29 protein-coding genes are annotated in these 24,922 nt (G+C 60.2%); 6 read left to right on the top strand and 23 right to left on the bottom strand.

The genetic code is table 11. The annotated features are described in order from the left end of the window. Nucleotide 1: 1 nt before the first annotated feature. The 18 genes from era to GTP58_RS04125 form a co-directional block, all read right to left on the bottom strand. The gene (gene era / locus GTP58_RS04210; RefSeq protein WP_161076385.1) at nucleotides 2–907 is read right to left on the bottom strand and encodes a GTPase Era; all 906 of its coding nucleotides are present in this window, start codon (nucleotides 905–907) and stop codon (nucleotides 2–4) included. A 12-nt stretch (nucleotides 908–919) separates the two neighbouring features. Next, nucleotides 920–1,720 (bottom strand): ribonuclease III, encoded by an 801-nt coding sequence (gene rnc / locus GTP58_RS04205; protein ID WP_072783834.1) that lies wholly within the window; start codon nucleotides 1,718–1,720, stop codon nucleotides 920–922. Nucleotides 1,721–1,728: 8 nt separating this feature from the next. Continuing rightward, nucleotides 1,729–2,103 (bottom strand): DUF4845 domain-containing protein, encoded by a 375-nt coding sequence (locus GTP58_RS04200; RefSeq protein ID WP_161076384.1) that lies wholly within the window; start codon nucleotides 2,101–2,103, stop codon nucleotides 1,729–1,731. A 26-nt stretch (nucleotides 2,104–2,129) separates the two neighbouring features. Next, the gene (gene lepB / locus GTP58_RS04195) at nucleotides 2,130–3,047 is read right to left on the bottom strand and encodes a signal peptidase I (protein ID WP_161076383.1); all 918 of its coding nucleotides are present in this window, start codon (nucleotides 3,045–3,047) and stop codon (nucleotides 2,130–2,132) included. Continuing rightward, nucleotides 3,044–4,837, bottom strand: coding sequence for a translation elongation factor 4 (gene lepA, locus GTP58_RS04190; protein WP_161076382.1), 1,794 nt, complete (start codon nucleotides 4,835–4,837; stop codon nucleotides 3,044–3,046). The genes lepB and lepA overlap by 4 nt, the downstream gene beginning before the upstream one ends. A 193-nt stretch (nucleotides 4,838–5,030) precedes the next feature. Further along, nucleotides 5,031–5,279, bottom strand: coding sequence for a glutaredoxin family protein (locus tag GTP58_RS04185; RefSeq protein WP_072784609.1), 249 nt, complete (start codon nucleotides 5,277–5,279; stop codon nucleotides 5,031–5,033). A gap of 81 nt (nucleotides 5,280–5,360) precedes the next feature. Next, on the bottom strand, nucleotides 5,361–6,779 hold the full coding sequence (locus GTP58_RS04180; protein ID WP_161077253.1) for a DegQ family serine endoprotease: 1,419 nt from the start codon (nucleotides 6,777–6,779) through the stop codon (nucleotides 5,361–5,363). 180 nt (nucleotides 6,780–6,959) lie between these two features. Then, on the bottom strand, nucleotides 6,960–7,232 hold the full coding sequence (locus tag GTP58_RS04175) for a sigma-E factor negative regulatory protein (protein ID WP_161076381.1): 273 nt from the start codon (nucleotides 7,230–7,232) through the stop codon (nucleotides 6,960–6,962). Between the two features lie 9 nt (nucleotides 7,233–7,241). After that, the gene (rpoE, locus tag GTP58_RS04170; protein WP_202413562.1) at nucleotides 7,242–7,841 is read right to left on the bottom strand and encodes an RNA polymerase sigma factor RpoE; all 600 of its coding nucleotides are present in this window, start codon (nucleotides 7,839–7,841) and stop codon (nucleotides 7,242–7,244) included. An 82-nt stretch (nucleotides 7,842–7,923) separates the two neighbouring features. After that, nucleotides 7,924–8,349: a protein YgfX gene (locus GTP58_RS04165; RefSeq protein ID WP_161076380.1), complete on the bottom strand. Its 426-nt coding sequence runs from the start codon at nucleotides 8,347–8,349 to the stop codon at nucleotides 7,924–7,926. A 162-nt stretch (nucleotides 8,350–8,511) separates the two neighbouring features. Continuing rightward, nucleotides 8,512–9,765 carry a beta-ketoacyl-ACP synthase II gene (fabF, locus tag GTP58_RS04160; protein WP_161076379.1) on the bottom strand — a complete coding sequence of 418 codons (1,254 nt, stop codon included), beginning with the start codon at nucleotides 9,763–9,765 and terminating at the stop codon, nucleotides 8,512–8,514. A gap of 30 nt (nucleotides 9,766–9,795) precedes the next feature. After that, nucleotides 9,796–10,035 (bottom strand): acyl carrier protein, encoded by a 240-nt coding sequence (acpP, locus tag GTP58_RS04155; protein WP_055936274.1) that lies wholly within the window; start codon nucleotides 10,033–10,035, stop codon nucleotides 9,796–9,798. Between the two features lie 141 nt (nucleotides 10,036–10,176). Continuing rightward, nucleotides 10,177–10,923, bottom strand: coding sequence for a 3-oxoacyl-ACP reductase FabG (fabG, locus tag GTP58_RS04150; protein WP_161076378.1), 747 nt, complete (start codon nucleotides 10,921–10,923; stop codon nucleotides 10,177–10,179). 48 nt (nucleotides 10,924–10,971) lie between these two features. After that, nucleotides 10,972–11,907 (bottom strand): ACP S-malonyltransferase, encoded by a 936-nt coding sequence (gene fabD, locus GTP58_RS04145; protein ID WP_072783812.1) that lies wholly within the window; start codon nucleotides 11,905–11,907, stop codon nucleotides 10,972–10,974. Between the two features lie 99 nt (nucleotides 11,908–12,006). Next, a complete protein-coding gene (locus GTP58_RS04140; protein WP_161076377.1) occupies nucleotides 12,007–12,990 on the bottom strand; it encodes a beta-ketoacyl-ACP synthase III in 984 nt (327 codons plus the stop codon). A gap of 16 nt (nucleotides 12,991–13,006) precedes the next feature. Next, entirely contained in the window at nucleotides 13,007–14,068 is a 1,062-nt protein-coding gene (plsX, locus tag GTP58_RS04135) for a phosphate acyltransferase PlsX (RefSeq protein WP_161076376.1), read from the bottom strand. 146 nt (nucleotides 14,069–14,214) lie between these two features. Beyond that, on the bottom strand, nucleotides 14,215–14,397 hold the full coding sequence (rpmF, locus tag GTP58_RS04130) for a 50S ribosomal protein L32 (RefSeq protein ID WP_072783806.1): 183 nt from the start codon (nucleotides 14,395–14,397) through the stop codon (nucleotides 14,215–14,217). 144 nt (nucleotides 14,398–14,541) lie between these two features. Continuing rightward, the gene (locus GTP58_RS04125; RefSeq protein ID WP_161076375.1) at nucleotides 14,542–15,039 is read right to left on the bottom strand and encodes a DUF177 domain-containing protein; all 498 of its coding nucleotides are present in this window, start codon (nucleotides 15,037–15,039) and stop codon (nucleotides 14,542–14,544) included. A 124-nt stretch (nucleotides 15,040–15,163) separates the two neighbouring features. Between GTP58_RS04125 and GTP58_RS04120 the strand changes: the two genes are divergently transcribed. Genes GTP58_RS04120 through GTP58_RS04110 form a run of 3 tightly spaced genes read left to right on the top strand, consistent with a single transcriptional unit; the run spans nucleotide 15,164 to nucleotide 17,740 of the window. Continuing rightward, entirely contained in the window at nucleotides 15,164–15,754 is a 591-nt protein-coding gene (locus GTP58_RS04120; RefSeq protein WP_161076374.1) for a Maf-like protein, read from the top strand. A gap of 3 nt (nucleotides 15,755–15,757) precedes the next feature. Then, on the top strand, nucleotides 15,758–16,483 hold the full coding sequence (locus tag GTP58_RS04115) for an SAM-dependent methyltransferase (RefSeq protein ID WP_072783801.1): 726 nt from the start codon (nucleotides 15,758–15,760) through the stop codon (nucleotides 16,481–16,483). Between the two features lie 3 nt (nucleotides 16,484–16,486). Further along, the gene (locus tag GTP58_RS04110; RefSeq protein WP_161076373.1) at nucleotides 16,487–17,740 is read left to right on the top strand and encodes a lipoprotein-releasing ABC transporter permease subunit; all 1,254 of its coding nucleotides are present in this window, start codon (nucleotides 16,487–16,489) and stop codon (nucleotides 17,738–17,740) included. Here the strand turns inward: GTP58_RS04110 and GTP58_RS04105 are convergent, their stop codons facing one another. Together GTP58_RS04105 and GTP58_RS04100 are read right to left on the bottom strand one after the other, a co-directional pair. Further along, on the bottom strand, nucleotides 17,741–19,009 hold the full coding sequence (locus GTP58_RS04105) for an EAL and HDOD domain-containing protein (RefSeq protein ID WP_072783797.1): 1,269 nt from the start codon (nucleotides 19,007–19,009) through the stop codon (nucleotides 17,741–17,743). A 46-nt stretch (nucleotides 19,010–19,055) separates the two neighbouring features. Continuing rightward, the gene (locus GTP58_RS04100; RefSeq protein ID WP_072783795.1) at nucleotides 19,056–20,015 is read right to left on the bottom strand and encodes a 23S rRNA (adenine(2030)-N(6))-methyltransferase RlmJ; all 960 of its coding nucleotides are present in this window, start codon (nucleotides 20,013–20,015) and stop codon (nucleotides 19,056–19,058) included. 165 nt (nucleotides 20,016–20,180) lie between these two features. On the opposite strand from GTP58_RS04100, the gene GTP58_RS04095 reads away from it, so the two are divergent. Beyond that, nucleotides 20,181–20,438 carry a hypothetical protein gene (locus GTP58_RS04095; protein WP_161076372.1) on the top strand — a complete coding sequence of 86 codons (258 nt, stop codon included), beginning with the start codon at nucleotides 20,181–20,183 and terminating at the stop codon, nucleotides 20,436–20,438. Further along, nucleotides 20,435–20,671 (top strand): hypothetical protein, encoded by a 237-nt coding sequence (locus tag GTP58_RS04090; RefSeq protein ID WP_161076371.1) that lies wholly within the window; start codon nucleotides 20,435–20,437, stop codon nucleotides 20,669–20,671. Before GTP58_RS04095 ends, GTP58_RS04090 begins: the two co-directional genes overlap by 4 nt. Before the next feature lie 85 nt (nucleotides 20,672–20,756). Here the strand turns inward: GTP58_RS04090 and aceA are convergent, their stop codons facing one another. The 3 genes from aceA to GTP58_RS04075 form a co-directional block, all read right to left on the bottom strand. Further along, nucleotides 20,757–22,052, bottom strand: coding sequence for an isocitrate lyase (gene aceA, locus GTP58_RS04085; protein ID WP_161076370.1), 1,296 nt, complete (start codon nucleotides 22,050–22,052; stop codon nucleotides 20,757–20,759). Between the two features lie 226 nt (nucleotides 22,053–22,278). Continuing rightward, nucleotides 22,279–22,773, bottom strand: coding sequence for a ribonuclease E activity regulator RraA (rraA, locus tag GTP58_RS04080; RefSeq protein ID WP_161077252.1), 495 nt, complete (start codon nucleotides 22,771–22,773; stop codon nucleotides 22,279–22,281). A 36-nt stretch (nucleotides 22,774–22,809) separates the two neighbouring features. Then, complete coding sequence (locus GTP58_RS04075) at nucleotides 22,810–24,039, bottom strand: MFS transporter (protein WP_161076369.1); 1,230 nt, start codon at nucleotides 24,037–24,039, stop codon at nucleotides 22,810–22,812. Nucleotides 24,040–24,126: 87 nt separating this feature from the next. Between GTP58_RS04075 and GTP58_RS04070 the strand changes: the two genes are divergently transcribed. Continuing rightward, a complete protein-coding gene (locus GTP58_RS04070) occupies nucleotides 24,127–24,912 on the top strand; it encodes a helix-turn-helix domain-containing protein (RefSeq protein ID WP_161076368.1) in 786 nt (261 codons plus the stop codon). Nucleotides 24,913–24,922 lie beyond the last annotated feature (10 nt).

Here is a 24,922-nt window from a genome sequence, read left to right as displayed (position 1 = left end):
CTTACTCGTAACCGTAAGCGCGCAGACCGGCTTCGTTATCTGCCCAGCCGGATTTCACCTTGACCCAGATCTCCAGGTACACGGTACCGCCGAACAGCTTTTCCATGTCCATGCGAGCTTGCGTCGACACTTCCTTGAGGCGTGCGCCCTTGTTCCCGATGATCATGGACTTGTGCGTGTCACGCTCGACCAGGATGGCGGCAAAAACGCGGCGCAGATCGCCCTCTTGCTCAAACTTCTCGATCAGCACCGTGCTGGTGTACGGCAGTTCATCGCCAACAAAGCGGAACAGCTTTTCACGCACGATTTCCGAGGCCATGAACTTCTCGCTGCGGTCGGTGATGTCGTCTGGTCCGAAGATCGCTTCGTTCTCCGGCAGGAACTGCTTGAGTTCTTTTTCCAGACCATCCAGCTGGAAGCGCAGCTTGGCCGATACCGGCACGATGGCAGCGAAGTTGAACTTGGACGCCACCTGCTGCGCAAACGGCATCAGCGCGGCCTTGTCTTTGACGCGGTCGGCCTTGTTGATGACCAGGATCACCGGTACTTCAGTTGGCAGCAGATCCAGCACCTGCTGGTCGGCCGGGCCAAAGGTGCCCGCCTCGATCACAAACAGGATCAGGTCCGACGAGATCAGCGTATTGGTGACGGTCTTGTTGAGGTTCTTGTTCAGCGCATTCGCGTGGCGGGTCTGGAAGCCCGGCGTATCGACGTAAATGAACTGGGCATCGTCGTAGGTCTGGATGCCGGTAATGCGGTGGCGCGTGGTCTGCGCCTTGCGCGAGGTGATGCTGACCTTGGCGCCAATCAGCGTATTCATCAGCGTGGATTTGCCGACGTTAGGGCGGCCCACAATGGCGATATAGCCGCAACGGTAGTTGGCGGCGGAGGTCTGTTCGGTGGTCATGGTATTTCTCTTTTATTTATTGGCTGCCTTGGCAGACGAAGGCGGGTTGGCGCCATCGTTGGTCTGCACGGTGGCGATGCCGGCCAGCTTGAGTTGGGCTGCGCGCGGCTTGGACTTGCGGACTGCGGCAGGCGCTTTTTGCAGCGCCTGTTCGGCGACTTCCAGCGCCAGTTTGGCAGCGGCCTGTTCGCCGGCACGGCGGCTGCCGCCACGGCCAAACACCTGGATGCCGAGCTTGGGCACCAGGCACTCGATCTCGAACTCCTGGCTGTGCGCGGCGCCATGGGTGGCAATCACATTGTACTGCGGCAGGGAGATTTTCTTCGACTGCAGGAATTCCTGCAGCAGCGTCTTGGCATCCTTGCCCAGGGTCTGCGGGTCGACCGAATCCAGGATCGGAATGTAGAAAGAGCGGATCACATCGCGCGCCTGATTGAAGCCGCCGTCGATATAAATCGCACCCAGCAGCGCTTCCAGCGTGTCGGCCAGGATCGATGGACGGCGGAAGCCGCCCGATTTCAGCTCGCCCTCGCCCAGGCGCAGGAACTGCGACAGCTCGAGCTTCTGGGCGATCTCAAACAGCGACTGCTGCTTGACCAGGTTGGCGCGCAAACGCGACAGGTCGCCTTCGTCGATATCCAGGTAACGGTCGTACAGGATCGAGGCCACCACGCAGTTCAGGATCGAATCACCGAGGAACTCCAGTCGTTCGTTATGCACGCTGCTATGGCTACGGTGCGTCAGGGCCTGCTGCAAAAGACCAGCATCCTGGAACGTATAGCTTAAGCGAGTTTGCAATAACTGGAGATTCATTGTGTTCTTTATTCGGTTTTCGCGGGTTTGGCGCCACTCTTGGCGGTGGTGCCTTCATATTCAAGCAACAGGCTGGCCGGTCCGACCAGCGGGATTTTCTTTTCGTAGGCGAAGCTGATTTCCGTTTCGCCGTTGACTTTTTCAATAATCAGATCGCGGCTGTTGATCGAGCTGATATAGCCCGCCACCGCACTGGCATCAAACGACTTCTGAATGTCCACGACAGAACCGCCCGCCCCTTTGGCCGTGACGATGGCATTCTGGACCGCACGGTATTCGGTGTAGGTCGGGACGATTTTCAACCCCAGCACCAGCACCATGCCCAGCAGCGCCAGAATCACAATCAGGCCCACCAGCGAAATACCCTTCTGCCGTGTTTGCATCTTAGTCCCTTTCGACCCAGTGCAGATTAGTGAATGCTGCCGATGCGGCGCAGATTACCCAGGTTCATCCACACAACAATTGCCTTACCGACAATATTCTTATCCGGCACAAAGCCCCAGTAGCGGCTGTCCATACTATTGTCGCGGTTGTCGCCCATCATGAAGTAGTTGCCTGCCGGCACTACGCAGCTAAAGCCTTCCGAACGGTAGGTGCACGCTTCGCTGTTCGGGAACGGGAACACGCTGTCGCGGTTGTAGGTCGGCTTGCTTTCGTCGTTCAGGATGCGATGGCTGACACCAGTCAGGTTTTCCTCGAATTGCTTGTTATAAACAAGACGCTCGTCATTGAGGTAGTCATCCAGCGTGGTGTATTTCACTTCCACGCCATTCACGGTTAAGCGCTTGTTTTCATACGTGATTTTATCACCGGGCACGCCAACCACGCGCTTGATGTAATCCTGGCTCATATCCATCGGATATTTGAACACCATGACGTCACCGCGCTGCGGATCATTGATCTGCACGATCTTCTGGTTGATGACCGGCAGACGGATGCCGTAGGTGAACTTGTTCACCAGGATCAGGTCGCCAACCAGCAGCGTTGGCACCATCGACGACGATGGAATCTTGAATGGCTCAAACAGGAAGGAGCGCAGGAAGAAGACCAGCGCGATCACCGGGAAGAAGCTGCCCGAGTATTCGATCCAGGTCGGCTGGCGCAGGATGCCGGCTTCCAGCTGGGCGCGGTTGCCAGTGTTGTCGATCTTGACGCCATCGGCCGTCAGCCTGGCGTTGCGGGCGTCATACTCGGCCAGCGCGCGGTCGGCCGCGGCACGGCGCTGCTTGGCCAGGTAGAACACGTCCAGGAACCAGATCACGCCCGTGACCACCATGAGTACGAACAGGATTAATGCAAAATTACCTAAGATTATTTGCAGGTTCATTTCTCATCCACTTGTAAGATCGCCAGGAACGCTTCTTGTGGAATCTCCACCGAGCCCACTTGTTTCATGCGTTTCTTACCGGCTTTTTGTTTTTCCAGCAGTTTCTTCTTACGGCTGACGTCACCGCCGTAGCACTTGGCCAACACGTTTTTACGCAGCGCCTTGACGTTTTCACGCGAGATCACGTTGACGCCGATGGCCGCCTGAATCGCCACGTCGAACATCTGGCGTGGAATCAGTTCGCGCATCTTGGCGGCCACCTGGCGGCCACGGTAGGCCGAGTTGGAACGGTGAACGATAATCGCCAGCGCATCGACTTTCTCGCCGTTGATCAGCATGTCCACCTTGACCACGTCGGCCGGGCGGTATTCCTTGAACTCGTAGTCCATCGAGGCATAGCCGCGCGAGGTGGACTTGAGCTTGTCAAAGAAGTCCAGCACGATCTCGCCCATCGGCATTTCGTAGACCAGCTTGACCTGGCGGCCGTGATAAGCCATGTCCATCTGCACACCACGCTTGCCGATACACAGCGTAATCACCGAGCCCACGTACTCTTGCGGCATGTACAGGTTGACCGTGACGATCGGTTCGCGGATCTCGTTGATCTTGGTGGTTTCCGGCATACGCGACGGATTGTCTACCTTGATGACGGAGCCGTCGCGCATCTCGACCTCATACACCACGGTCGGCGCGGTGGTGATCAGGTCCATGTCGAATTCGCGTTCCAGACGCTCCTGCACGATTTCCATGTGCAGCAGGCCCAGGAAGCCGCAGCGGAAGCCGAAGCCCAGCGCCTGCGACACTTCCGGCTCGTACATCAACGCGGCGTCGTTCAGTTTCAGTTTTTCCAGCGAGTCGCGCAGCGCGTCGTACTGGTTGGCCTCGACCGGGAACAGACCCGCAAACACCTGCGGCTGCACTTCCTTGAAGCCGGGCAGTGGCGCCGGTGCCGGAGCGGACGCCAGCGTGATGGTGTCGCCCACTTTCGCCGCTTTCAGTTCCTTGATGCCGGCAATCACGAAGCCCACCTGGCCCGCCGACAACTGTGGCAGCGAGAACGAGCGCGGCGAGAAGACGCCGACGTCTTCGACCAGCTGCACCGAGTCGGTGGCCATCAGTTTGATTTTTTCTTTTGGTTTCAGCGTGCCGTTGACCACGCGCACCAGCATCACCACACCCACGTAGGCGTCGTACCACGAGTCGACGATCAGCGCCTGCAGCGGCGCGCTCGGATCACCTTTCGGTGGTGGTACTTTGGCGATGATCGATTCCAGCACGTCTTCCACGCCCAGGCCGGTCTTGGCCGAGCAATGCACGGCGTCGCCGGCTTCAATCCCGATCACGTCTTCGATTTCGGCAATCGCGCTCGGCGGATCAGCGTTAGGCAAGTCGATCTTGTTCAGCACCGGCACCACTTCCACGCCCAGGTCCAGCGCGGTGTAGCAGTTGGCCACGGTCTGAGCTTCCACGCCTTGCGAGGCATCGACCACCAGCAGCGCGCCTTCGCAGGCCGACAGCGAGCGCGACACTTCATACGAGAAGTCGACGTGGCCCGGGGTGTCAATCAGGTTCAGGTTGTAGACCACGCCATCGCGGGCCTTGTACTGCAGGGCGGCGGTTTGCGCTTTGATCGTAATGCCGCGCTCGCGCTCCAGATCCATCGAGTCAAGCACCTGGGCTTCCATCTCGCGGTCGGACAGGCCGCCGCACAGCTGAATGATGCGGTCAGCCAGCGTCGATTTGCCGTGGTCGATGTGGGCGATGATGGAGAAATTACGTATGTTGTTCATTAACAAAAATTCAAAAACGAATAGCGACGAAGAGAGGCGCGCAGGCTCGCGCAATACAAAAAAAGCGCTCCGAGCGGGGCATTGTGCCCTGGCGAGCGCCTTGAAGACATTTTATACCCCCGGCATTTTACCGGATTTCAGAGGGGAAAGGCCGACTTATGCAGTGCGAAATGCAAATAGGATGCAGTAATGCTTATTTTTTCAGCAATTCGCGCACTTTGGCTTCGTCCAGGAAGTAGTGGCAGAGCTCGGGCTGGTCCAGATCGGCAAACAGCACGGGCACCAGTTCGTCGTAGCGCGCCAGCAGAACGGGGTCGTTGGCCTGGTCGATATCGATCACGTTCACACTGAACGGCTGCTGCGGGGTTTGCAACAGCAGCAGCGCGTCCAGCATGTCCTGGCATAAATGACAATAACTGCGGGAATACAGGGTAAATTGCATAGGCGGCGCGTCGTCCTCGCGACAGCGGGGATCCATACGGAGCAAATTCAGCATGGATCCCCGCCTGCGCGGGGAAGACGTTTATTTTGCGGTTGGACGCAGCGAGATGAAGCGGGTCGTGTCGTCGCGGCGCACCAGCAGCACCGACGGCTTTTTCGGATCCAGCTTGGCCACCGCCGCGTTGAACTGCTTGGCGTCCTTGATCTCGATGTTATTCAGCTGCAGCAATACATCACCCTCTTGCAACTGGGCACGTGCAGCGACGCCTTCCGCCGCTTCAATCACCACGCCACCGCTGAGATTGAGCTCTTTTTTCTGCTCGTCGCTCAGATCGCTGACCTTCAGACCCAGCGCGTTGGCCTTGCTGACCTCGGGCTCCGCCTTGCCGCCCTTGCCTTTGCCGCCCTTGGCCGGCTTGTCGGCATCCAGTTCCGCCACCGTCACCGGCAGGGTCTGCTCAGCACCCTTGCGCCAAATGGTGATCGTGGCCTTGGAGTTGAGCTCGGTGTCGCCCACCAGACGCGGCAGGTCGGACGAACGATTGACGGTGGTGCCATTGAATTTCAGGATGATGTCACCCGCCTTGATGCCAGCCTTGTCCGCAGGACCGCCCGGCTCCACCAGCGAAACTTCCGCGCCCTGGGCCGACTTCAGGCCCAGCGATTCCGCCACTTCCTTACTGACTTCGCCAATCTGCACGCCAATACGGCCGCGCGTCACCTTGCCGCTCTTCTTGAGCTGCTCCGAAACACGCATGGCTTCGTTGATCGGCACGGCAAACGAAATGCCGTTCGAGCCGCCCGACAGCGTCGCAATCTGCGAGTTAATGCCAATCACTTCGCCACGCATATTAATCAGCGGGCCGCCCGAGTTGCCAGGATTGACTGCCACATCGCTCTGGATCAGCGGCAGGTATTCGCCGGTGTCGCGCGCTTTGGCCGAGATAATGCCGGCGGTGACCGTGTTTTCCAGGTTGAATGGCGAGCCAATCGCAATCACCCACTCGCCGGCGCGGATCTTGTCCGAATCGCCCATCAGCAGGAAGGGCAGCTTTTCGCCTTCGATTTTCAGCACGGCGACGTCGGTGCGCGCATCAGCGCCCAGCACCTTGGCCTTGAATTCGCGCTTGTCGGTCAAGGTGACGAACACTTCATCGGCGCCATCGACCACGTGCGCGTTGGTCATCACATAGCCGTCGGCCGACAGGATGAAACCGGAACCGACGCCGCGCTGGACCGGCTCATCGGACGGCGCCTGGCGGCGTGGGCCGCGGCCATTCGGCGACGGGATATTGCCACCGAAGAAGCGGCGCAGCAGTTCCTGCATCTCGTCATCAGCAGGCAGGCCATTGGCACGGTTGTTTTGTTTGGGGCGTTCGGTGGTGCGAATATTGACCACCGCCGGACCGACGCGGTCCACCAGGTCGGCAAAGTCCGGCAGGCCAATCACGGCGCCGGTGACCGGCGAGGCTGCCGTGGCGGGCGACATGCCCAGGGACATCCACAAGCTTGCGCCGAGTACCAGCGCGGAAAGAGTTTGACGACCAGCAGAGAAGTTATTTTTCATGGACAGTATCGATCTCTATAAATACTCTATAAACAATAAGCGCGACGTGAGGCTAGCACATGGTAAGCGAAAAATCGCTTACCGTATGCGCGAAATGATTATAAAGGTATCTACTTAAGGAGCAATGATGGCTGAAACCGGTTCTTCCGGGGTCGTTGCACAGACAGGCTCCAGCGCCAGGCGCGCGGCCAGCCGGGACTGGAAGCCGTCACCCAGTTCGGCGCCCGGCGCGGCGCGCAATGCATCGCCCGCCAGCTGGTAGGCTTGCCAGGCAGCGCGCCCTTCCGGCGTCGACAGTGCGGCCAGGGCCAGTTCGCGCTCGCTCTCCGGCAATTCACCGTCAGCCAGCGCCGAAATATGCTCACGCAGTTTTTTGTGGGTGTCCATCACGCCTTCCTACCAACGCTTGTCTACCGGCTTGTCCAGCAAGGGTTTGAGTTTTTCAGCGATGACCTCGCGGGCACGGAAAATACGGCTGCGCACCGTGCCGATCGGACAAGCCATGATGTCGGAAATTTCCTCATAGCTCAAGCCCTCGATTTCACGCAGGGCAATGGCAGTACGCAAATCCACCGGCAAGGCATCCATCGCCGCATTCACGGTCTGGGCGATCTGCTTGCTGGCCAACATGGACTCCGGCGTATTAATGTCGCGCAGATGCTCGCCGTCGTTAAACCCGTCCGCCGGGTCGTGCTCGCCATCGCTGGACGTGGGTGCGCGCCGTCCCTGGGTCGCCAGGAAGTTTTTAGCGGTATTGATGCCGATGCGGTACAACCAGGTGTAGAAGGCCGAGTCGCCACGAAAGTGCCGCAACGCCCGGTAGGCCTTGATAAAACTCTCCTGCACCACATCCTCCGCTTCGGCTGGATCATGCACGATGCGTGACAGCAGGCGCATCAGCCGGCGTTGGTACTTCGCCACCAGCAAATCAAACGCCTGCTTATCACCCGCCCTGACCCGCTCGACCAGCAACTGGTCGCACTCGCGTTCTGTCATCACTCCTGCATTCCTTGGTGGCCTGCAGCGCGGCCCGCGTTTTGCGGCCCTAATGCTATAGAGTTAGCCCGCTGCAAGAAGTTCACACTGCCGGCGTGTTTATTTCGCCGCGCGCGGCGGCGCGGCATGCCAGTGCCAGCGCGCGCCACTCGTGTGGCGCCACGCTATCCGGCAGCACCACCAGGGTTTGCACGCAACCGGACTCATCGCCCAGGCGTAGCAACAGCAGGCGCGGCCACAAGGTCGAGCCATCCTGCAGTTGCAACGCCGTGCCGCTGTGCTGGTATAACGCCAGCCGCAACTGGCCGATACCCGAGATATCAAGCTGCCGCGCGATAGCGCGCGGACGGCCGCACATCCACCCCAGCACCGCTGCCAACAGGCACAGCAAGGGCGCCACCACGCCGGAACACACGGCGGCAGACGCCAGCACGCAGCAACACAAGCCGGCGTGCGCTAAGCGCAGGCCACGCGAGGGGCGAACGATGGCAGACACCGCGATCGACATGACGGCAGCACCACAAACACATTAAAAAAACGGGGAATACGACGTAGGAACGCCGGTGTAAAGCCGGGCAATTCTGGCGCCAGCGGATGCCGGCGCCGAATTCTCGCTCACCTTGTTTGGACAAGGCGAGCGGAGAATTAGTTCAACGCGGAGTTAAACTTTTTAGCCAGTGAACTTGCCGAACAACAGGCTGCCATTGGTACCGCCGAAGCCGAACGAGTTTTTCAACGCGTAATCGATCTTCATGTCGCGGGCCACATTGGCGCAGAAGTCCAGATCGCAGGCCGGGTCCTGATTGAACAGGTTGATGGTCGGTGGCGACACCTGGTGGTGCACCGCCAGTACCGTGAACACCGATTCCAGACCGCCCGCGCCACCCAGCAGGTGACCCGTCATCGACTTGGTGGAGTTGACCACCAGCTTCTTGGCATGGTCGCCGAAAGTGCGCTTGATGCCCTGCACTTCCGCCACGTCGCCTTGCGGCGTCGAGGTGCCGTGCGCGTTCACATAATGCACCTGGTCCGGATTGATGCCGGCGTTGGCCAGGGCGGCTTGCGCCGACTTGCTGCCACCGCTGCCGTCTTCCAGAGGCGAGGTCATGTGATACGCATCTGCGCTCATGCCGAAGCCCAGCACTTCCGCGTAGATCTTGGCGCCGCGCGCTTTGGCGTGTTCATACTCTTCGAGCACCATCACGCCAGCGCCTTCGCCGAGCACGAAACCATCACGGTCCGTATCCCATGGACGGGAAGCGGTAGCCGGATCGTCATTGCGCGACGACAGCGCCTTGGCCGAGGCGAAACCGCCCAGGCCCAGCGGCGACACGGTCGATTCCGCGCCACCCGCCACCATCACATCCGCATCGCCGTACTCGATCAGACGAGCAGCGGCGCCGATGCAATGCAGGCCGGTGGTGCAAGCCGTGACGATCGACAGGTTAGGACCACGCATGCCATATTTGATCGACAGGTTGCCCGAGATCATATTGATGATCGAGGCAGGCACGAAGAACGGCGAGATACGGCGCGGACCGCGCTTGTCGTAATCTTCCTTCTGTTCTTCGATCATCGGCAGGCCGCCGATGCCCGAACCGACCAGCACGCCGATACGATCGGCGTTCTCTTCGGTGACGACCAGGCCAGAGTCGTTCACAGCTTGAATCCCCGCCGCCATGCCGTAATGGATAAAGGTATCCATGTGGCGGGCTTCCTTGGCCGAGATGTAGTCTTCAATATTGAAGCCTTTGACTTCGCCGGCAAAGCGGGTGCTGAAAGCTGTTGCGTCAAACTTGGTGATGGTGGCAATACCGGATTTGCCCTCGGTCGCCGCCGCCCAGGTATCGGCAATGTTATTGCCGATCGGGGTGACGGCGCCCAGGCCGGTAATGACAACACGACGGTTTTTAGAACCTCTCAAGCGATTCTCCTAAAGTCGATCGGGCAGAAATTACGCCTTGACGTGCGCAGTAGCGTAGTCGATCGCTTGCTGCACGGTGGTGATTTTTTCTGCTTGTTCGTCCGGGATTTCCATTTCGAACTCGTCTTCCAGGGCCATCACCAGTTCAACGGTGTCCAGCGAGTCAGCGCCCAGGTCGTCGACGAACGAGGACTCGGTTTTGATGTCTGCTTCTGCGACGCCCAGTTGTTCAGCGACGATTTTCTTAACGCGTTGTTCGATATCCGACATGTTATGGCTCCATTTTGTTTGTTACGGAAAGCGCGCATTTTATCAGGTTTGCGCGCTGAAAAACTAATTTCAGTGTCTGCTGCTAACTACTCTGAAATCACTACTAAAAGATTTGAATAAGCTTTATTTTGCCTATTCTAATCAGTTCATATACATACCGCCGTTCACGTGAAGGGTGGTGCCGGTAATATAAGCGGCTTGCGGCGACGCCAGGAAGGCGACCGCTGCGGCGATATCCTCAGGCTTGCCGAGGCGTGCCAGCGGAATCTGGGTCAGCAAGGCGGCATGCTGGTCTTCGCCCAGCGCCTTGGTCATGTCGGTATCGATAAAGCCCGGCGCCACACTGTTGACCGTGATGTTGCGGCTGCCGATTTCACGCGCCAGCGCGCGCGTCATGCCTTCCACGCCGGCCTTGGCGGCAGCGTAGTTGATCTGGCCCGGATTGCCGGACGATGCCACCACCGAAGTGATGTTGATGATGCGGCCGGTCTTGGCCTTCATCATGCCGCGCAGCACGGCGCGCGACAGGCGACCTACCGAACTCAGGTTGGTGGCAATGACGTTGTCCCACTCCTCATCCTTCATCCGCATCGCCAGCTGGTCTTGCGTGATGCCGGCGTTGTTGACCAGAATGCCAACCGCGCCATAGGTCTTGCTGATGTCGTCGATAATCGCCGCGCAGGCTTCCGCGCTGGTGACGTTGAGCACCATGCCCTTGCCGGCTTCGGCGCCGATCTCGGCCAGGTAGGCGGAAATCGCTTCCGCGCCCGCTTCCGTGGTGGCGGTGCCGATCACTTTCGCGCCCTGGCGCGCCAGTTCCTGGGCAATGGCCTTGCCGATGCCGCGCGATGCGCCCGTTACCAGGGCGACTTGATTTGCTAAAGTCATGTATGTCCTTCTACAGTAAATACGGAGTGTGCCTGAAAGCGCAAGCGCTTACTTGAGCTCGCTCAATACGCGTTCCAGCGTAGCCTGATCGTAGATGGCATCGCCCACCAGATTGCCATCGATACGCTTGGTCAGGCCCATCAACACCTTGCCCGGGCCGCACTCTACCACTTTGGTGATGCCATCGGCAGCGATTTTCTGCACGGTTTCCACCCAGCGCACCGGCGCGGCGGCCTGGCGTACCAGTGCATCCTTGATCGAGGCCGGGTCGCTCAGCACCGCCACATCGACGTTGTTGATGAGCTGGATCTGCGGCGCCGAGAACGTGATGCCAGCCAGGTAGTCGCGCAGGCGGTCCGACGCCGGCTTCAGCAGCGACGAGTGGAACGGCGCCGACACCGGCAGCTTCATGGCGCGCTTGGCGCCCTTGCCCTTGGCGATCTCACAGGCGCGCTCAACAGCAGCGGTTTCACCGGCAATCACCACTTGCGCTGGCGCGTTGAAATTGACCGCTTCCACCACGCCGCCAGCCGCAGTGGCTTCGGCGCAGGCAGCACGCACATCATCGTCCGACAGACCCAGCACCACCGCCATCGTGCCTTGACCAACCGGCACCGCTTCCTGCATGGCTTGCGCGCGGAAGCGCACCAGCGGCACCGCATCCTTGAACGCGATCACGCCGGCGGCCACCAGCGCCGAGTATTCACCCAGGCTATGGCCCGCTACCACCGACGGCACAGCGCCGCCCGCAGCGATCCAGGCGCGATAAGCGGCCACGCCAGCGGTCAGCATGACCGGCTGGGTGTTGGTGGTCAGGTCCAGTTCTTCCTTGGGACCTTCGGCCATCAGCTTGCCGATATCGAACTGCAGCGCGTCCGACGCTTCCGCAATGGTTTGCGCCACCACCGGATTACCGGCAAAGCCGTCCATCATCGCAATCGCTTGCGAACCCTGGCCTGGGAATACAAAAGCAAATTTAGTCATAACTTCTTCCATCTCTTTTATTATTGGCTGCAAAGCTAACATGCAAACATGACAGCACTACTACCGTTGAGTCCGTTAGAACTCTAATTCTAATTCAGGTCAAAAACGCGCCAGCACAGCGCCCCAGGTAAAGCCGCCGCCCACGCCTTCCATCATGATATTTTGACCGCGCTGGATACGGCCATCGCGCACCGCAGCGTCCAGCGCCAGCGGGATCGAGGCTGCCGAGGTATTGCCATGCTGATCGACAGTGACCACCATTTTTTCCATGGGCAGGCCCAGCTTTTTGGCGGTGCCGCTCATGATGCGCAGATTGGCCTGGTGCGGAATCAGCCAGTCGATCTGGTCTTGCTGCATACCGGCTTTTTTCAGCGTTTCATTGGCCACTTTTTCCAGCACCGAGACCGCCATCTTGAATACGGCCGGACCGTCCATGTACAGATAAGCCTCGCCAGCGGTGGCGCCCGCAAAGGTGTTGGGCATGCACAGGATGTCGGAGTGACGGCCGTCCGCGTGCAGCGCGCTGGCCAGCAGGCCCGGCTCTTGCGACGGACCCAGCACCACGGCGCCGGCGCCATCGCCAAACAGCACGCAAGTGGTACGGTCACTGAAATCAAGAATGCGGGAGAAGACTTCGGCGCCAATCACCAGCACATTCTTGTGCACGCCAGCGCGGATGAACGCATCGGCAGTGGACAACGCGTACACAAAGCCGCTGCACACGGCCTGTACGTCAACCGCAGCGCCGTGGTTGGTGATGCCGAGTTTTTGCTGCACGATGCAGGCCGTGCTTGGGAAGCTGCCGAAGAAATCCGGCGTCGAGCTGGCAACGATGATCAGGTCGATATCGTTGGGCTGCATGTCCGCCATGTCCAGCGCCTGTCTGGCGGCCTTCACCGCCAAGTCCGACGACTTCTCATCTGGCGCGGCAAAGTGGCGCGCGCTGATACCGCTGCGGCTCGTGATCCATTCGTCCGAGGTCTCGATGCCTTTGGCGGCGAGTTGATCGGCCAGTTCCTGATTGGTCACGCGCTTGGCCGGCAGATAACTGCCGGTGCCGATAATTTTGCTATACAAGGTCATGCCGTTCTACCGTCCACTAAATAGTTGAGCTGGGTACTTCCGGAGTTTCGGTGCTACGCGGCATCAACTCGGTGATCAACGTCGAGATATGCGGCAACACATCATTTTTTGCAGCATCATACGCGCGTCGGATCGCCCATTCAAAGGAATATGCGTCGGCGCCGCCATGGCTCTTGAATACCAGGCCGCGCAGGCCCAGCAGACTGGCGCCGTTATAACGCGATGGCGACAGACGTTTTTTGATGTTGTTCAGTGCGCCGCGGCCGATCAGTGCGCTCAACATGGTCAGCGGGTTGCGGGTGAATTCAGACTTGACGGTGTCGGCAAAGAAACGGGCTACGCCCTCCACGGCCTTGAGCGTGACGTTGCCGGTGAAACCGTCGCACACCACGATGTCGGTGGTGCCTTTGAAGATGTCGTTGCCTTCGACGTTGCCGTAGAAGTTGAGTGCGCCGCGCTCATGGTCGGCTTGCAGCAGCTTGCTGGTGGCCTTGACCACATCGTTGCCCTTGATGTCCTCGGTGCCCACGTTGAGCAGGCCGATGGTCGGGCGTTCGATGTTTTCCATGGCCGACACCAGCACCGAGCCCATGATGGCGAACTGGTGCAGGTGATGCGGTTCGCAATCGACGTTGGCGCCCAGGTCCAGCATATAGGTCGGGCCGCCTTTTCGATTCGGCATGATGCTGCAGATCGCCGGGCGGTCGACGCCGCTCATGGTCTTCAGCACATAGCGGGCGACCGCCATCAGCGCGCCGGTATTGCCGGCCGAGACGGAAGCCTGGGCTTTGCCGTCCTTGACTTGCTCGATGGCGACGCGCATCGACGAATCCTTCTTGCGGCGCAGGGCCACTTCCAGCGGATCGTCCATGGTAACTTGTTCGGAGGCGTGTACGACGCTCAGACGCGGGTGCGCGTCGGCGTGGTGTTTCTTCAGTTCAGCGCGGATGACGTCTTCGAGACCAACAAGAATCAGCTCGGCATCAGGTTCGCGTTTGACGAAGGAAACAGCTGCGGGAATAGTGACCGACGGGCCATGATCGCCACCCATGCAGTCGATAGAAATTTTGATTGTCATTGTTATGGCAAGCGGCGGGACCGTAACAGCCGGACTCCGCGTTGGAACATGACGGTGTGCAAAACTAAATTGCAGCCGATGAAAAAAGAAAAAGCGATGCTACACAAGTCAGCACCGCCTGTTTCTGGGTCCAGCAAAAGCGTCGATTACTCGTCGTTTTTGGTTTTCAGGACTTTACGACCACGGTAAAAGCCGTTAGGGCTGATGTGGTGACGCAGGTGGGTTTCACCGGTGGTTGGCTCGATTGCCAGTTGCGGAGCAACCAGGAAATCGTGCGAACGGTGCATACCGCGCTTCGATGGGGATTTTTTGTTCTGTTGAACTGCCATGTTAATGACTCCTAATACTTAAGTTCTAAAATTCTAACACAATCGACCGGCATAAAACATGCGAATCGAGCCCTACTACTTTGCACTGCTAACTTGCCAAGACTCGATTTACTCGCCGCGTATTGACACGTTCTTTACTACTACTTATTCGGATTTGAGGCTCTTCAGAGCGTCGAACGGCGAGATCTTCTCGCTTTTCGCCTTGTCCAGCAGGCTGGCATCCGGGCAGACATCGTGACGCGGCGATTGCGGCAAGGCCAGCAAGGCTTCATCTTCCACCAGGTACATCAGTTCCATACTGCGACTGCCGACGATCACATCGATCGATTCGTCGTCTATCGTTTCTTCAATTTCGTCCGCCTGTTCATCATCCTTACCCAGCATCAGCACGGTCGACGAATCGAGGTGGTGAGCGTAAGGCTGCAGGCAGCGCTGGCAGGCCAGTTGCACAGTGCCGTTGACCGACAGTGTCATCTGCGGGAAACCCAGTTTGTGGGTGCTTCCTACTGCTTTCCAGGAAATCTCGCCGGAGGGATTTACACACTCCTTGGCCAAGCGGGTCATGTCAGCGACAGGCGTCACGCCTGCCTTGCTGCTGTTGGTCCGACAGAATTCAAAGGTGTCGATCACAAGAGCATTCATTACAGAGTTTCCCTGAAAACCTGCGATAATAGCAGGGTTTTCGCATTCAAGTCAAAGCCTTAGCGATTTTCTCGTCGTTTTTGCCGCTGGCTACATCGGCGACAGAGCATATAACATTCCCCTCATGACATCAAGTTTACTCGTACTGGCCTCCAGTTCCGCCTACCGCAAGGAATTATTGTCGCGCCTGCAACTGCCTTTTGAGGTGGCCGTGCCCGATATCGACGAAACCCCGCTGCCGGGCGAAACGCCGAGCGCCACCGCGCTGCGCCTGGCAAGGGAAAAAGCCGCCGCCGTCGCCGCCAAGATGCCCGGCGCCATCGTCATCGGCTCCGACCAGGTCGCCACACTGGACGATGAACAAATTGGCAAACCTGGCAACCATGCCAACGCGCTGGCGCAATTGCAGAAAATGCGCGGCCGCGAAGTTATCTTCCACACCGCGCTGTGCGTGTGGGACGGCCGCAACAACACGGCCCAGGTAGAAGACATCCAGACCGTGGTGAAGTTCCGCGATCTTCCGGATGACGAGCTGGACGCCTATCTGCGCATCGAGCAGCCCTACGATTGTGCGGGCAGCGCCAAGAACGAGGCGCTGGGCATCGCCATTCTGGAGCGCATCGACAGCAATGATCCAACCGCCCTCACCGGCTTGCCATTAATCGCCCTGACAGGCATGCTGCGCAACCTTGGCGTCACTTTTTTCAAAAACTAAACAATGACCGGCACCCTCTTTTTAATTCCGAACACCCTGGGCGAGACCGAAGCGCTTGCCAACGTACTGCCTGAGCAGGTCCAGCGCATCACCTCGCAGCTGGACTACTTCGTGGCGGAAAACGCCAAGACCGCGCGCGCCTTCCTGAAACTGGTGGGCGCCCAGCATCCGCTGTGCAAGCCGATGCAGGACATCAACATCGCCGAACTGAACGTGAACACCCCGGCCGCCGCGCTCAACGACCTGCTGGCGCCGCTGCTGGCAGGCCGGGATGGCGGTCTGGTGTCGGAAGCTGGCGTGCCGGCCGTGGCCGATCCCGGCGCCGACCTGGTGCGTCTGGCGCATCAGCACAAGATTCCGGTGCGGCCGCTGGTCGGCCCGTCGTCGCTGCTGCTGGCCGTGATGGCAAGCGGCCTGAATGGCCAGAGCTTTGCCTTCAACGGCTATCTGCCGACCGATGCAGCACAGCGCGACAAGCGCCTCAAGGAGCTGGAGCAGCGCTCGCGCAAGGAAAAGCAGACCCAGCTGTTCATCGAAACGCCTTACCGCAACGCGGCGCTGCTGGAAGCCATGGTGGCCGCCTGCGCGCCGGGTACGCTGCTCTGCGTCGCTACCGACCTCAGCCTGCCGAGCGAAACCATCCGCACCATGACGGCGGCACAATGGAAAACCGCGTCCGCGCCGGATTTCCATAAAAAGCCCACCGTGTTCCTGCTGCTGGGCCAGTAAGCGATGCAGCTCCCTTACGAATGGCAGATCGGCCTGCGCTACCTGCGCGCGGGTCGCCGAAGCGGCCGCAACAGCTTCATCTCGTTCATGTCGCTGGTGTCGATCGCCGGTGTCGGCCTCGGTGTGGCGGCACTGATCGTGGTGCTGTCGATCATGAACGGCTTCCAGCGCGATGTTGGTGCACGCATGGTGGCCGTGCTGTCGCACATTGAAATCTATGACGCCCGCGGCATCCTCAACGACTGGCAGGCCACCGCGCGCGATGCCGCGCGCAATCCGGCCGTGCAAGCCGCCGCGCCCTTCGTCGAGCTGCCGGGCATGCTGCTGCAGGAAGGCGAGATGAAACCGGCCCTGCTGCGCGGCATCCTGCCCGAGCAGGAAACCAGGGTGGCCGACTTCATGCAAGGCAAGAACGCCGCCGCGCTGGCCGCGCTCAAGCCGGGCGCGTTCCAGATCGTGCTGGGGGCGGAACTGGCCAAGGCGCTGCACGTTAAAACCGGCGACAACGTGGTACTGGCCATCCCGTCGCAGCAAGCCTCGCTGAGCAGCGCGATGCCGCAGACGCGCCGTTTCACCGTGGCCGGCACGTTTGAAGTGGGCCACTTCGAGTTCGACTCCGGCATGGCCTTCGTCCACCTGCAGGATGCTGAACAAGTGCTGCATATCGACGCACCCGTCGGCCTGCGCCTGCGCATTGCCGACGCCAACCAGGCGCCGCTGGTGGCGCGCGAACTCAAGTTCAGCCTCAATGGCAACTACCTGGTGCGGGACTGGACCCAGCGCAACGCCACGTGGTTTGCCGCCGTGCAGAGCCAGAAGCACATGATGTTCATCATCCTGACGCTGATTGTGGCGGTGGCCGCCTTCAACGTGGTGGCCATGCTGGTGATGTCGGTGACCGACAAGCGCGCCGATATCGCCATCCTGCGCACGCTGGGCGCGAGTCCGCCGTCCATCATGAAGATATTTGTGGTGCAGGGTTTGCTGTCCGGCCTGCTGGGCGTGCTGGCCGGCACCGTGTTTGGCGTGCTGGTGGCGTGGAACCTGCCCGGCATCGCCAGCGGCATCGAGCATGTGCTGGGCGTGCAGATCCTGGACAAAAACATCTACTTCATCACCTCGGTGCCATCGCAACTGCTGTGGAGCGATGTGGGTGGCGTGGTGGGCGTGGCGGTGCTGCTGTCCTTCCTGTCCACGCTCTACCCGAGCTGGTGGGCAACCCGCACCAACCCGGCTGAAGCGCTGCGCTACGAGTAATCAGATGCCGCGGGTGTATTCCGTCACCCACTCGATGGCGGCCAGCTGGATGGCGTAAAGCTCGGCTGGCCGCAAGTCCAGCTGATGCAGCATCTGCGCCAGCACCTTGCCATCACGGCCGCGCTCGACGTGTTCGATCAGGCTCAGCATGGCGCCGTAGTCGCCGCTGCGGTGCAGCAGCGCCGCCCTCACCTCGTCCAGCACGTTGACGCTTTCCAGCACGTCGCGCATGTGGATGGAGAACAAGGTGTCCATCAACGACATCACGCCCACCGTAAAGCCGATGTCGGCGCTCACGCGCTGGCCCGGCTTGCGCTGCTCGACGATCAATTCCATGGTTTTGCCGCGCGTGGTGGCCAGTTGCAGCAGCGGTGAAGTGAATTCCTGCGTGCCGCCGTTCTTCACATACAGCAGGATCTGCAGCCAGCGCCGCAGCTGCCGCCGTCCCAGCACCATCAGCGCATGGCCGACCGAGTTGATGCGCTGCCGCGCGCCCACCGCTGGCGTGTTCACCAGGCGCAGCAGGTTCAGCGTGATGAGGGCGTCATGCTTGACGCTGGCTTCGATTTCCTGATTGCTGGCGTCGCGGTCCAGCAGGTCCAGCAGATTCAGCACGCTCAACTGCGATGGCGAGATCTTCTTGCCGCTCAGGATTACCGGCCGCGCGAAGTAATAGCCCTGGAAGTATTCGAAGCCGAGTTCCATGCACTGCTGGAACTCCTCGACCGTTTCCACCTTTTCCGCCAGCAGCTTCTGTTTGGGATTTTTAAGCACCTTGGCCAGCGCCGGCAGCGTACCGGGCTGCATGTCCTTGATATCCACCTTGATCACATCGCACAGCGGCGTGAACTTCTGCACATCTTCCGAATGGCCGATCACATCATCCAGCGCAAACTTGAAGCCGGCCTGCTTGAGTTCGCGTATGCGCTCCAGCACCTCGGGCGTGGCTTTGACGGTTTCCAGGATTTCGAGGATGACCTTGTCGTTAGGCAGGAAGCGGATGAAATCGCTCATGAGCCCGACCGCATCGACGTTCACGAAGGCCATCTGGTCGCCCACCACATGGCCCATGCCCAGTTCGGAGGCGTGCGCAATGACCGTGGCAGTGGCTTCGGTGTCGTCGGTGATGTGCGCGCCGTTGTACGAGCCGGCGTCGCGGAAGAGAAGTTCGTAAGCCACCAGCCGCTGTCCCCGGTTGAGGATGGGCTGGCGCGCAAGGAAGAAGTTGTCCGCTAGTCTGGATGACGCTGGTGAAGAGGCTAACATCATGGGGGTGCTCCCATTGTCAATCTGCTTACGTCCAGACTATACCCAACTATGCAGACTTGACAATATTTTTTTGACGAACCGGTGGGCGGCGCTCGCTACTGTTGCGCGTACCCGTCGTCTGGGTGCCGCTTTCCAGCGTAAAGCGCGCACCAGCGTCCTGTCCCAGCGCTTTCACCAGCCACGGCATGACCTGTTTCAGCATCGGCTCCAGCGTGTAAGGCGGGTTCAAAATGAACATGCCGCTGCTGTGCAGACCGCCAATACCGTCCGGCATCGGCGTCTTGATGGTCAGGGTCACGTTGAGCCAGTTGGCAGCGGGCAGCTGCTTGAGCTTGTCGGCAAACTGGCGCGATTCCATGCGCTGCAGCAGCGGATACCAGACCGCGTAGGTGCCGCTCGGGAAGCGGCCCAGCGCTTCGGCCAGCACGTCCTTGGTCTTTTTGTAGTCCTGCTTGTCTTCATATGGCGGGTCGATCAGCACCAGCGCGCGGCGCGATGGCGGCGGCAGCAGCGCCTTGAGCGAGGCAAAGCCATCGCCACGGGTAATCAGCACGCGCTTGCCGCGCACGGTGGAGCGGATGCCCTGCGCCGCCGCGTGCTCATCGAGCTTGCGGAAGTTATCGGCCAGCAGCTTGGAATCGGCCGGATGCAGCTCGAACAGGCGCAAACGGTCCTGTTCGCGCGCGACCTGGTCGGCAATGTACGGCGAGCCCGGGTAGTAGCGCATCTTGCCGCTCGGGTTCATGGCCTTGATCAGGTCCACATACTCCTTGATCGGCGCCGGCAGGTCGCTCAGGTTCCACAGCGGGCCAATGCCGGTGTCGTATTCGGCATTTTTGGACGCAAACGCGCCATCCAGCTCATAGACACCAGCGCCCGAGTGCGTATCGATGTAGCTGTACGCCACGTCTTTCTGGTTCAGATACTGCAGCAGCTGGATGGTGATGAAGTGCTTCAGCACGTCGGCGTGGTTACCCGCGTGGAAGGCGTGGCGGTAAGAGAACATAAGCTGGTGATCCTGAGTGATTCAATCCCGCATTATCCCTCAGATCGCGCCGGCCGCCAAAAAAGCGCACATCTCGTTTGCATCAAAGCGCCCGCGTGCGTGCTGTCTAAGATGGTACAGCCGCGTACGCATCCGCATGCGCGGCGTACTTTCATGGAGGAGATTATGGCTTTCAACAATGTAGGCCCGTTGACCTTCCTGGCGCCGGGTCAGACGGCGTTCTGGAACTACAGCTACGGCGGCGACCGCGGTACCCAGTTCGCTTCGGCCGACGTCAAAACGCCCAACCAGGGCGCGGTCCACCTGGCCGACCAGCAGCGCAAGCGCAAGGACAACAACGGCAATGCAACCTACTTCGTCGCCATCCACAACCAGGGCGTCGGCGGTTGCTTCCATAACCTGCAAGGCGGAGGCATGTCATGAAGATGACCGTCATTACGGATGTGCACGGCAACGTGCTGGGCGCCGTCCAGGGCCACTCCCTGTCGGAGAAAAAAGGCGATGTGGAAGCCAGCGTGTCGTTTGCGCCCGGCCATTCGACCCACCTGATCGAAGTCGACGACGACCTCAGCACGATTGATGACGTCGACGAATTCCAGCAGCGCCTGCGTCACCACCTGCAGCAGCACCAGCAACAGCAACAACAGCAGCCGTAAACGGCAAAGCGGCAGCGATTGTGTCGCTGCCGCTTATGGCGCGAGCGGGTGTCGCCCGCCCTCGCCATCTCACTCCCTGTTATCGTTACGCGACCTTTTTATCGAAGAACTGCTCGTCTTCGGTCGAACCATGCAAGGCGGTGGTGGACGACTGGCCGTTTTGTATCGTCTGAGTCACCGCATCAAAATATCCTGTCCCCACTTCGCGCTGATGCTTGACGGCGGTGAAGCCGCGCTCCGCTGCGGCAAATTCCGCTTCCTGCAATTCCACAAAGGCCGGCATCTGGCGGCGCGCATAGCCGTGCGCCAGGTGAAACATGCCGTAATTCAGCGCGTGAAAGCCGGCCAGCGTGATGAACTGGAACTTGTAGCCCATCGCGCCCAGCTCTTTCTGGAACCTGGCAATGGTGGTGTCGTCCAGGTTTTTCTTCCAGTTGAATGACGGCGAGCAGTTATAGGCCAGCATCTTGCCCGGGAACCTGGCGTGCACCGCTTCGGCGAATTTCTTGGCGAATTCCAGGTCCGGCTTGCCGGTTTCGCACCACACCAGGTCGGCGTACGGCGCATACGCCAGGGCGCGCGCGATCGCCTGCTCGAGGCCGTTGCGTACCTGGTAAAAGCCTTCCACGGTGCGCTTGCCGGTGCAGAACGGCTTGTCGTTATCGTCGATGTCCGAGGTCAGCAAATCCGCCGCTTCGGCATCGGTACGGGCGATCACCAGCGTCGAGGTGCCCATGACGTCGGCCGCCAGGCGCGCTGCGGTCAGCTTTTCCACCGCTTCGCGCGTCGGCACCAGCACCTTGCCGCCCATGTGGCCGCATTTCTTGGCCGAGGCCAGCTGGTCTTCGAAGTGCACGCCGGAGGCGCCCGCCTCGATCATGGACTTCATGAGTTCAAACGCGTTGAGCACGCCGCCAAAGCCCGCTTCCGCATCGGCCACGATGGGAACGAAATAATCGATCTCGTTTTTACCTTCCGACCACTGGATCTGGTCGGCGCGCTGCAAGCTGTTGTTGATGCGGCGAACCACCATCGGCACCGAATTGGCCGGGTACAGCGACTGGTCCGGGTACATTTCGCCCGCCAGATTGGCGTCGCCGGCCACCTGCCAGCCCGACAGGTAGATCGCTTTCAGGCCAGCCTTGACTTGCTGCATGGCCTGGTTACCCGTCAGCGCGCCCAGCGCATTGACGAATGGTTCATGGTTGACCAGGTCCCACAACTTTTCCGCGCCGCGCTGCGCCAGCGTGTGCTCGATCTGGATGGAACCGCGCAGGCGCACCACGTCGTCAGCCGTGTAAGTACGGGTGACACCGTTCCAGCGTGGATTGGTGTCCCAGTCTTTTTGCAGTGCGGCGATTTGCTGTTCGCGGGTGGCCATGGCGTTCTCCTGTTTCTCTCAAGCCGGTGAGAGAAATGATAGAACTTTTGACGCTGCGCACCAAGACTCTTATATAAGACAACTAAGTAAATTAATTCCAATATGAATCAATAGCTTAGTTATCAATTTTCAGGATACGAAACCAAATTCCTCACAATGAAAGATTTTGATGTTGCAGTCCCACATCGAATTCCGCAATATGAAACCGCCTTTTCGTCATGCGAAATCAGGCCAGCTTCTGCTGGGCGACCAACACGCCATCCGCATCGGCATAGATCCAGTCGCCCGGATTGACCGGCACACCGGCGATATGCACGCGCACATTGCGCTCGCCGACGCCCTTCTTGCTGCTTTTCTGCGGATGCGCCGCCAGCGCGCGCACGCCGATGTCGCAAGCGTTGATCTCCTCCGTGTCACGCACGCAGCCATCGACAATGATGCCGGACCAGCCATTGTCCTGCGCCAGCAAGCCCAGCTGGCCGCCGACCAGCGCCCGGCGCAGGCTGCCGCCGCCATCCACCACCAGCACATTGCCGTCGCCCGGCGTTTCCAGCGTGGCGCGCACCAGCGCGTTATCCTCATGCACTTTCAGCGTGACGACGCGGCCGGAAAAGCGCACGCGCTGGCCAAAGTGGCGGAACAACGGCGGCAATACCGCCAGGCGGCCATCGTCCAGCAAGTTGGTGTTGTCGTCGCATAAATCGGTGGTGGCAAAGCTCATCATCTTCCCGTGTATCGTTATTAAGATGACTTTATTTTATGCGGTTTTTGGCACGGCGGTCACGCGGCTATTGCTGCCGACACCCACCGCAGTCAGGATCACCAGCGCCTGGAATACGGCGATGCCCACAAACACGCCAGCCGGATGGTGGGCGTCCATGAGCGCGCCAAACAGCAGCGGCCCCAGCGCCAGACCGCTATCGAGGCCGGAATACACCACGCCAAACACGCGGCCGGTGGCGTTGGCTGGCGCCGCGCCGCGTATCATGAGGTCGCGCGATGGGCCGGAGATGCCCGTCACCAGACCGATCAAGCCCATCAGCACCACCGCCATCCAGCCCGGCACCACAGCCGCCGCCAGCACCAGCGACAGCACGGCCGCCGAACCAAACGCCAGCATGATGATGCGGTCGTGATTGCGCGAGCCGGCGCCAAGGAAGCCACCGTAGGCCATGCCCGCCGCCGATGCCATCATGAAGCAGGTGTAAGCCGAGGTCGCCGTGCCCAGCGACATGCCGTACAGGCTGACCAGGCTGGTCGACGCAAAGGTCTGAATGCCCGCCAGCGCCACGGCCGAAATCAGGAAAAAGGCAAAGCACAACCACACCACCTTGAGCTTGAGGAAGCTGAATGGCCCCTCGCCCGCCGCCGCAACCGCATGCTTGCCGGCCACCGGCACCGCAGCCGGCTCAGGCCGCAAGGCATGGCGGTTCCAGACCAGCAGCGCCAGCACGGCCAGCGGCAATACGGCCGCACACAGCAGCGCCGTGCGCCAGTCGGTACGGCCGGCCACAAACGTCAGGAACAGCGGCGACAGCGCCCAGCCGATATTGCCACTGATGCCGTGCACCGAAAAACCGTGCGCCAGCCGTGCCTTGGACACGCGCTGGTTCAGCAAGGTGTAGTCCGCCGGATGGAACACGCTGTTGCCGCAACCGGCCAGGAGGGCGCCCAGCATCAGCTGCGCGTAGCTGTGCGCGCTCGACAGCATCACCGCCGACAGGCCCAGCAGCGCAATCCCGCTGAACAGCACGGTGCGCGCGCTGAACCTGTCGACGATGAAACCGGCCATCGCCTGTCCCACGCCGGACACCACAAAAAATACCGTCATCAGCAACCCGAGTTCCGAATAGCTGAGCCCGAACTCAGGCTTCAGCCACGGTATCAGCGCCGCCAGGATCACGTGATAAAAATGGGAAGTGCCATGCGCCAGCCCCACGAGCGTGATTACCCGGGCATCCTGGCGCAGCAAAGTCTTGTCGTTCATGCTGCTCTCCATGTTGTTTGCTGAAGTTTACGCAAATCATCATGGTCTGATTTAAGATAGAAAGACAATTTTTATCGTGAATCCGCCATGCCTATCCACGTCGTCAAGCACACGCAATTCAACTGGGACTGCGACTTTCCTACCGAAGCCCACCCGCTTACCATGTCCGGCCGTGACCTGGAAGCGGACGATGTGCTGCTGCCCCACCACCATCCGTGGGGCCAGTTCACCTACGCGATGCAAGGCGTGATGCGCGTGGATGCCAACCACAGCAGCTGGATCGTGCCGCCGCAGCGCGCCATCTGGGTGCCGCCGGACGTGGTGCATGGCGTGACCATCCTGGAAAACACGCGCTTGCGGCCGCTGTGCATCCACGCCAGCCGCTCGCCCTTCCCCGGCAACGACTGCAAGGTGGTGGAAGTGTCCAGCCTGTTGCGGGAACTCATGGCGGCGCTGGAACAGCACGACCAGCACGAGCAATCCGGCCGCGAACGCCTGCTAATGGAATTGCTGCTGGACGAAATGCCGCGCTGCGCCGAGCGTCCCGTGCGCGTGCCGCTGCCTACTGACAAGCGCCTGAAAGCGCTGTGCGACGCCTTGATCGCCGATCCCGGCGCCGAATGCACGCTGGCCGGCTGGGCCACGCAAGTGGGCGCCTCCGAACGCACGCTGACCCGCCTGTTCGAACGCGAACTGGGCATGGGCTTTGGCCACTGGCGCCAGCAAGTGCGCCTGGCGCATGCAGCGCCGCTGATCGCCCGGGGCGTACCGCTGTCGCAGGTGGCTGCCGAACTCGGTTACGCCAGCCAGTCCGCCTTCTCCGCCATGTTCAAGAAAACCTTTGGCTGCTCGCCGTCCACCTTCTTTGGATAACAACAATAAT

The sequence above is a fragment of the Duganella sp. CY15W genome (assembly GCF_009857555.1).
GTDB lineage: Bacteria > Pseudomonadota > Gammaproteobacteria > Burkholderiales > Burkholderiaceae_D > Rugamonas > Rugamonas sacchari.
Note: the sequence above shows the minus strand (reverse complement) of the source record. Positions and strands in the feature narration are given on the sequence as shown.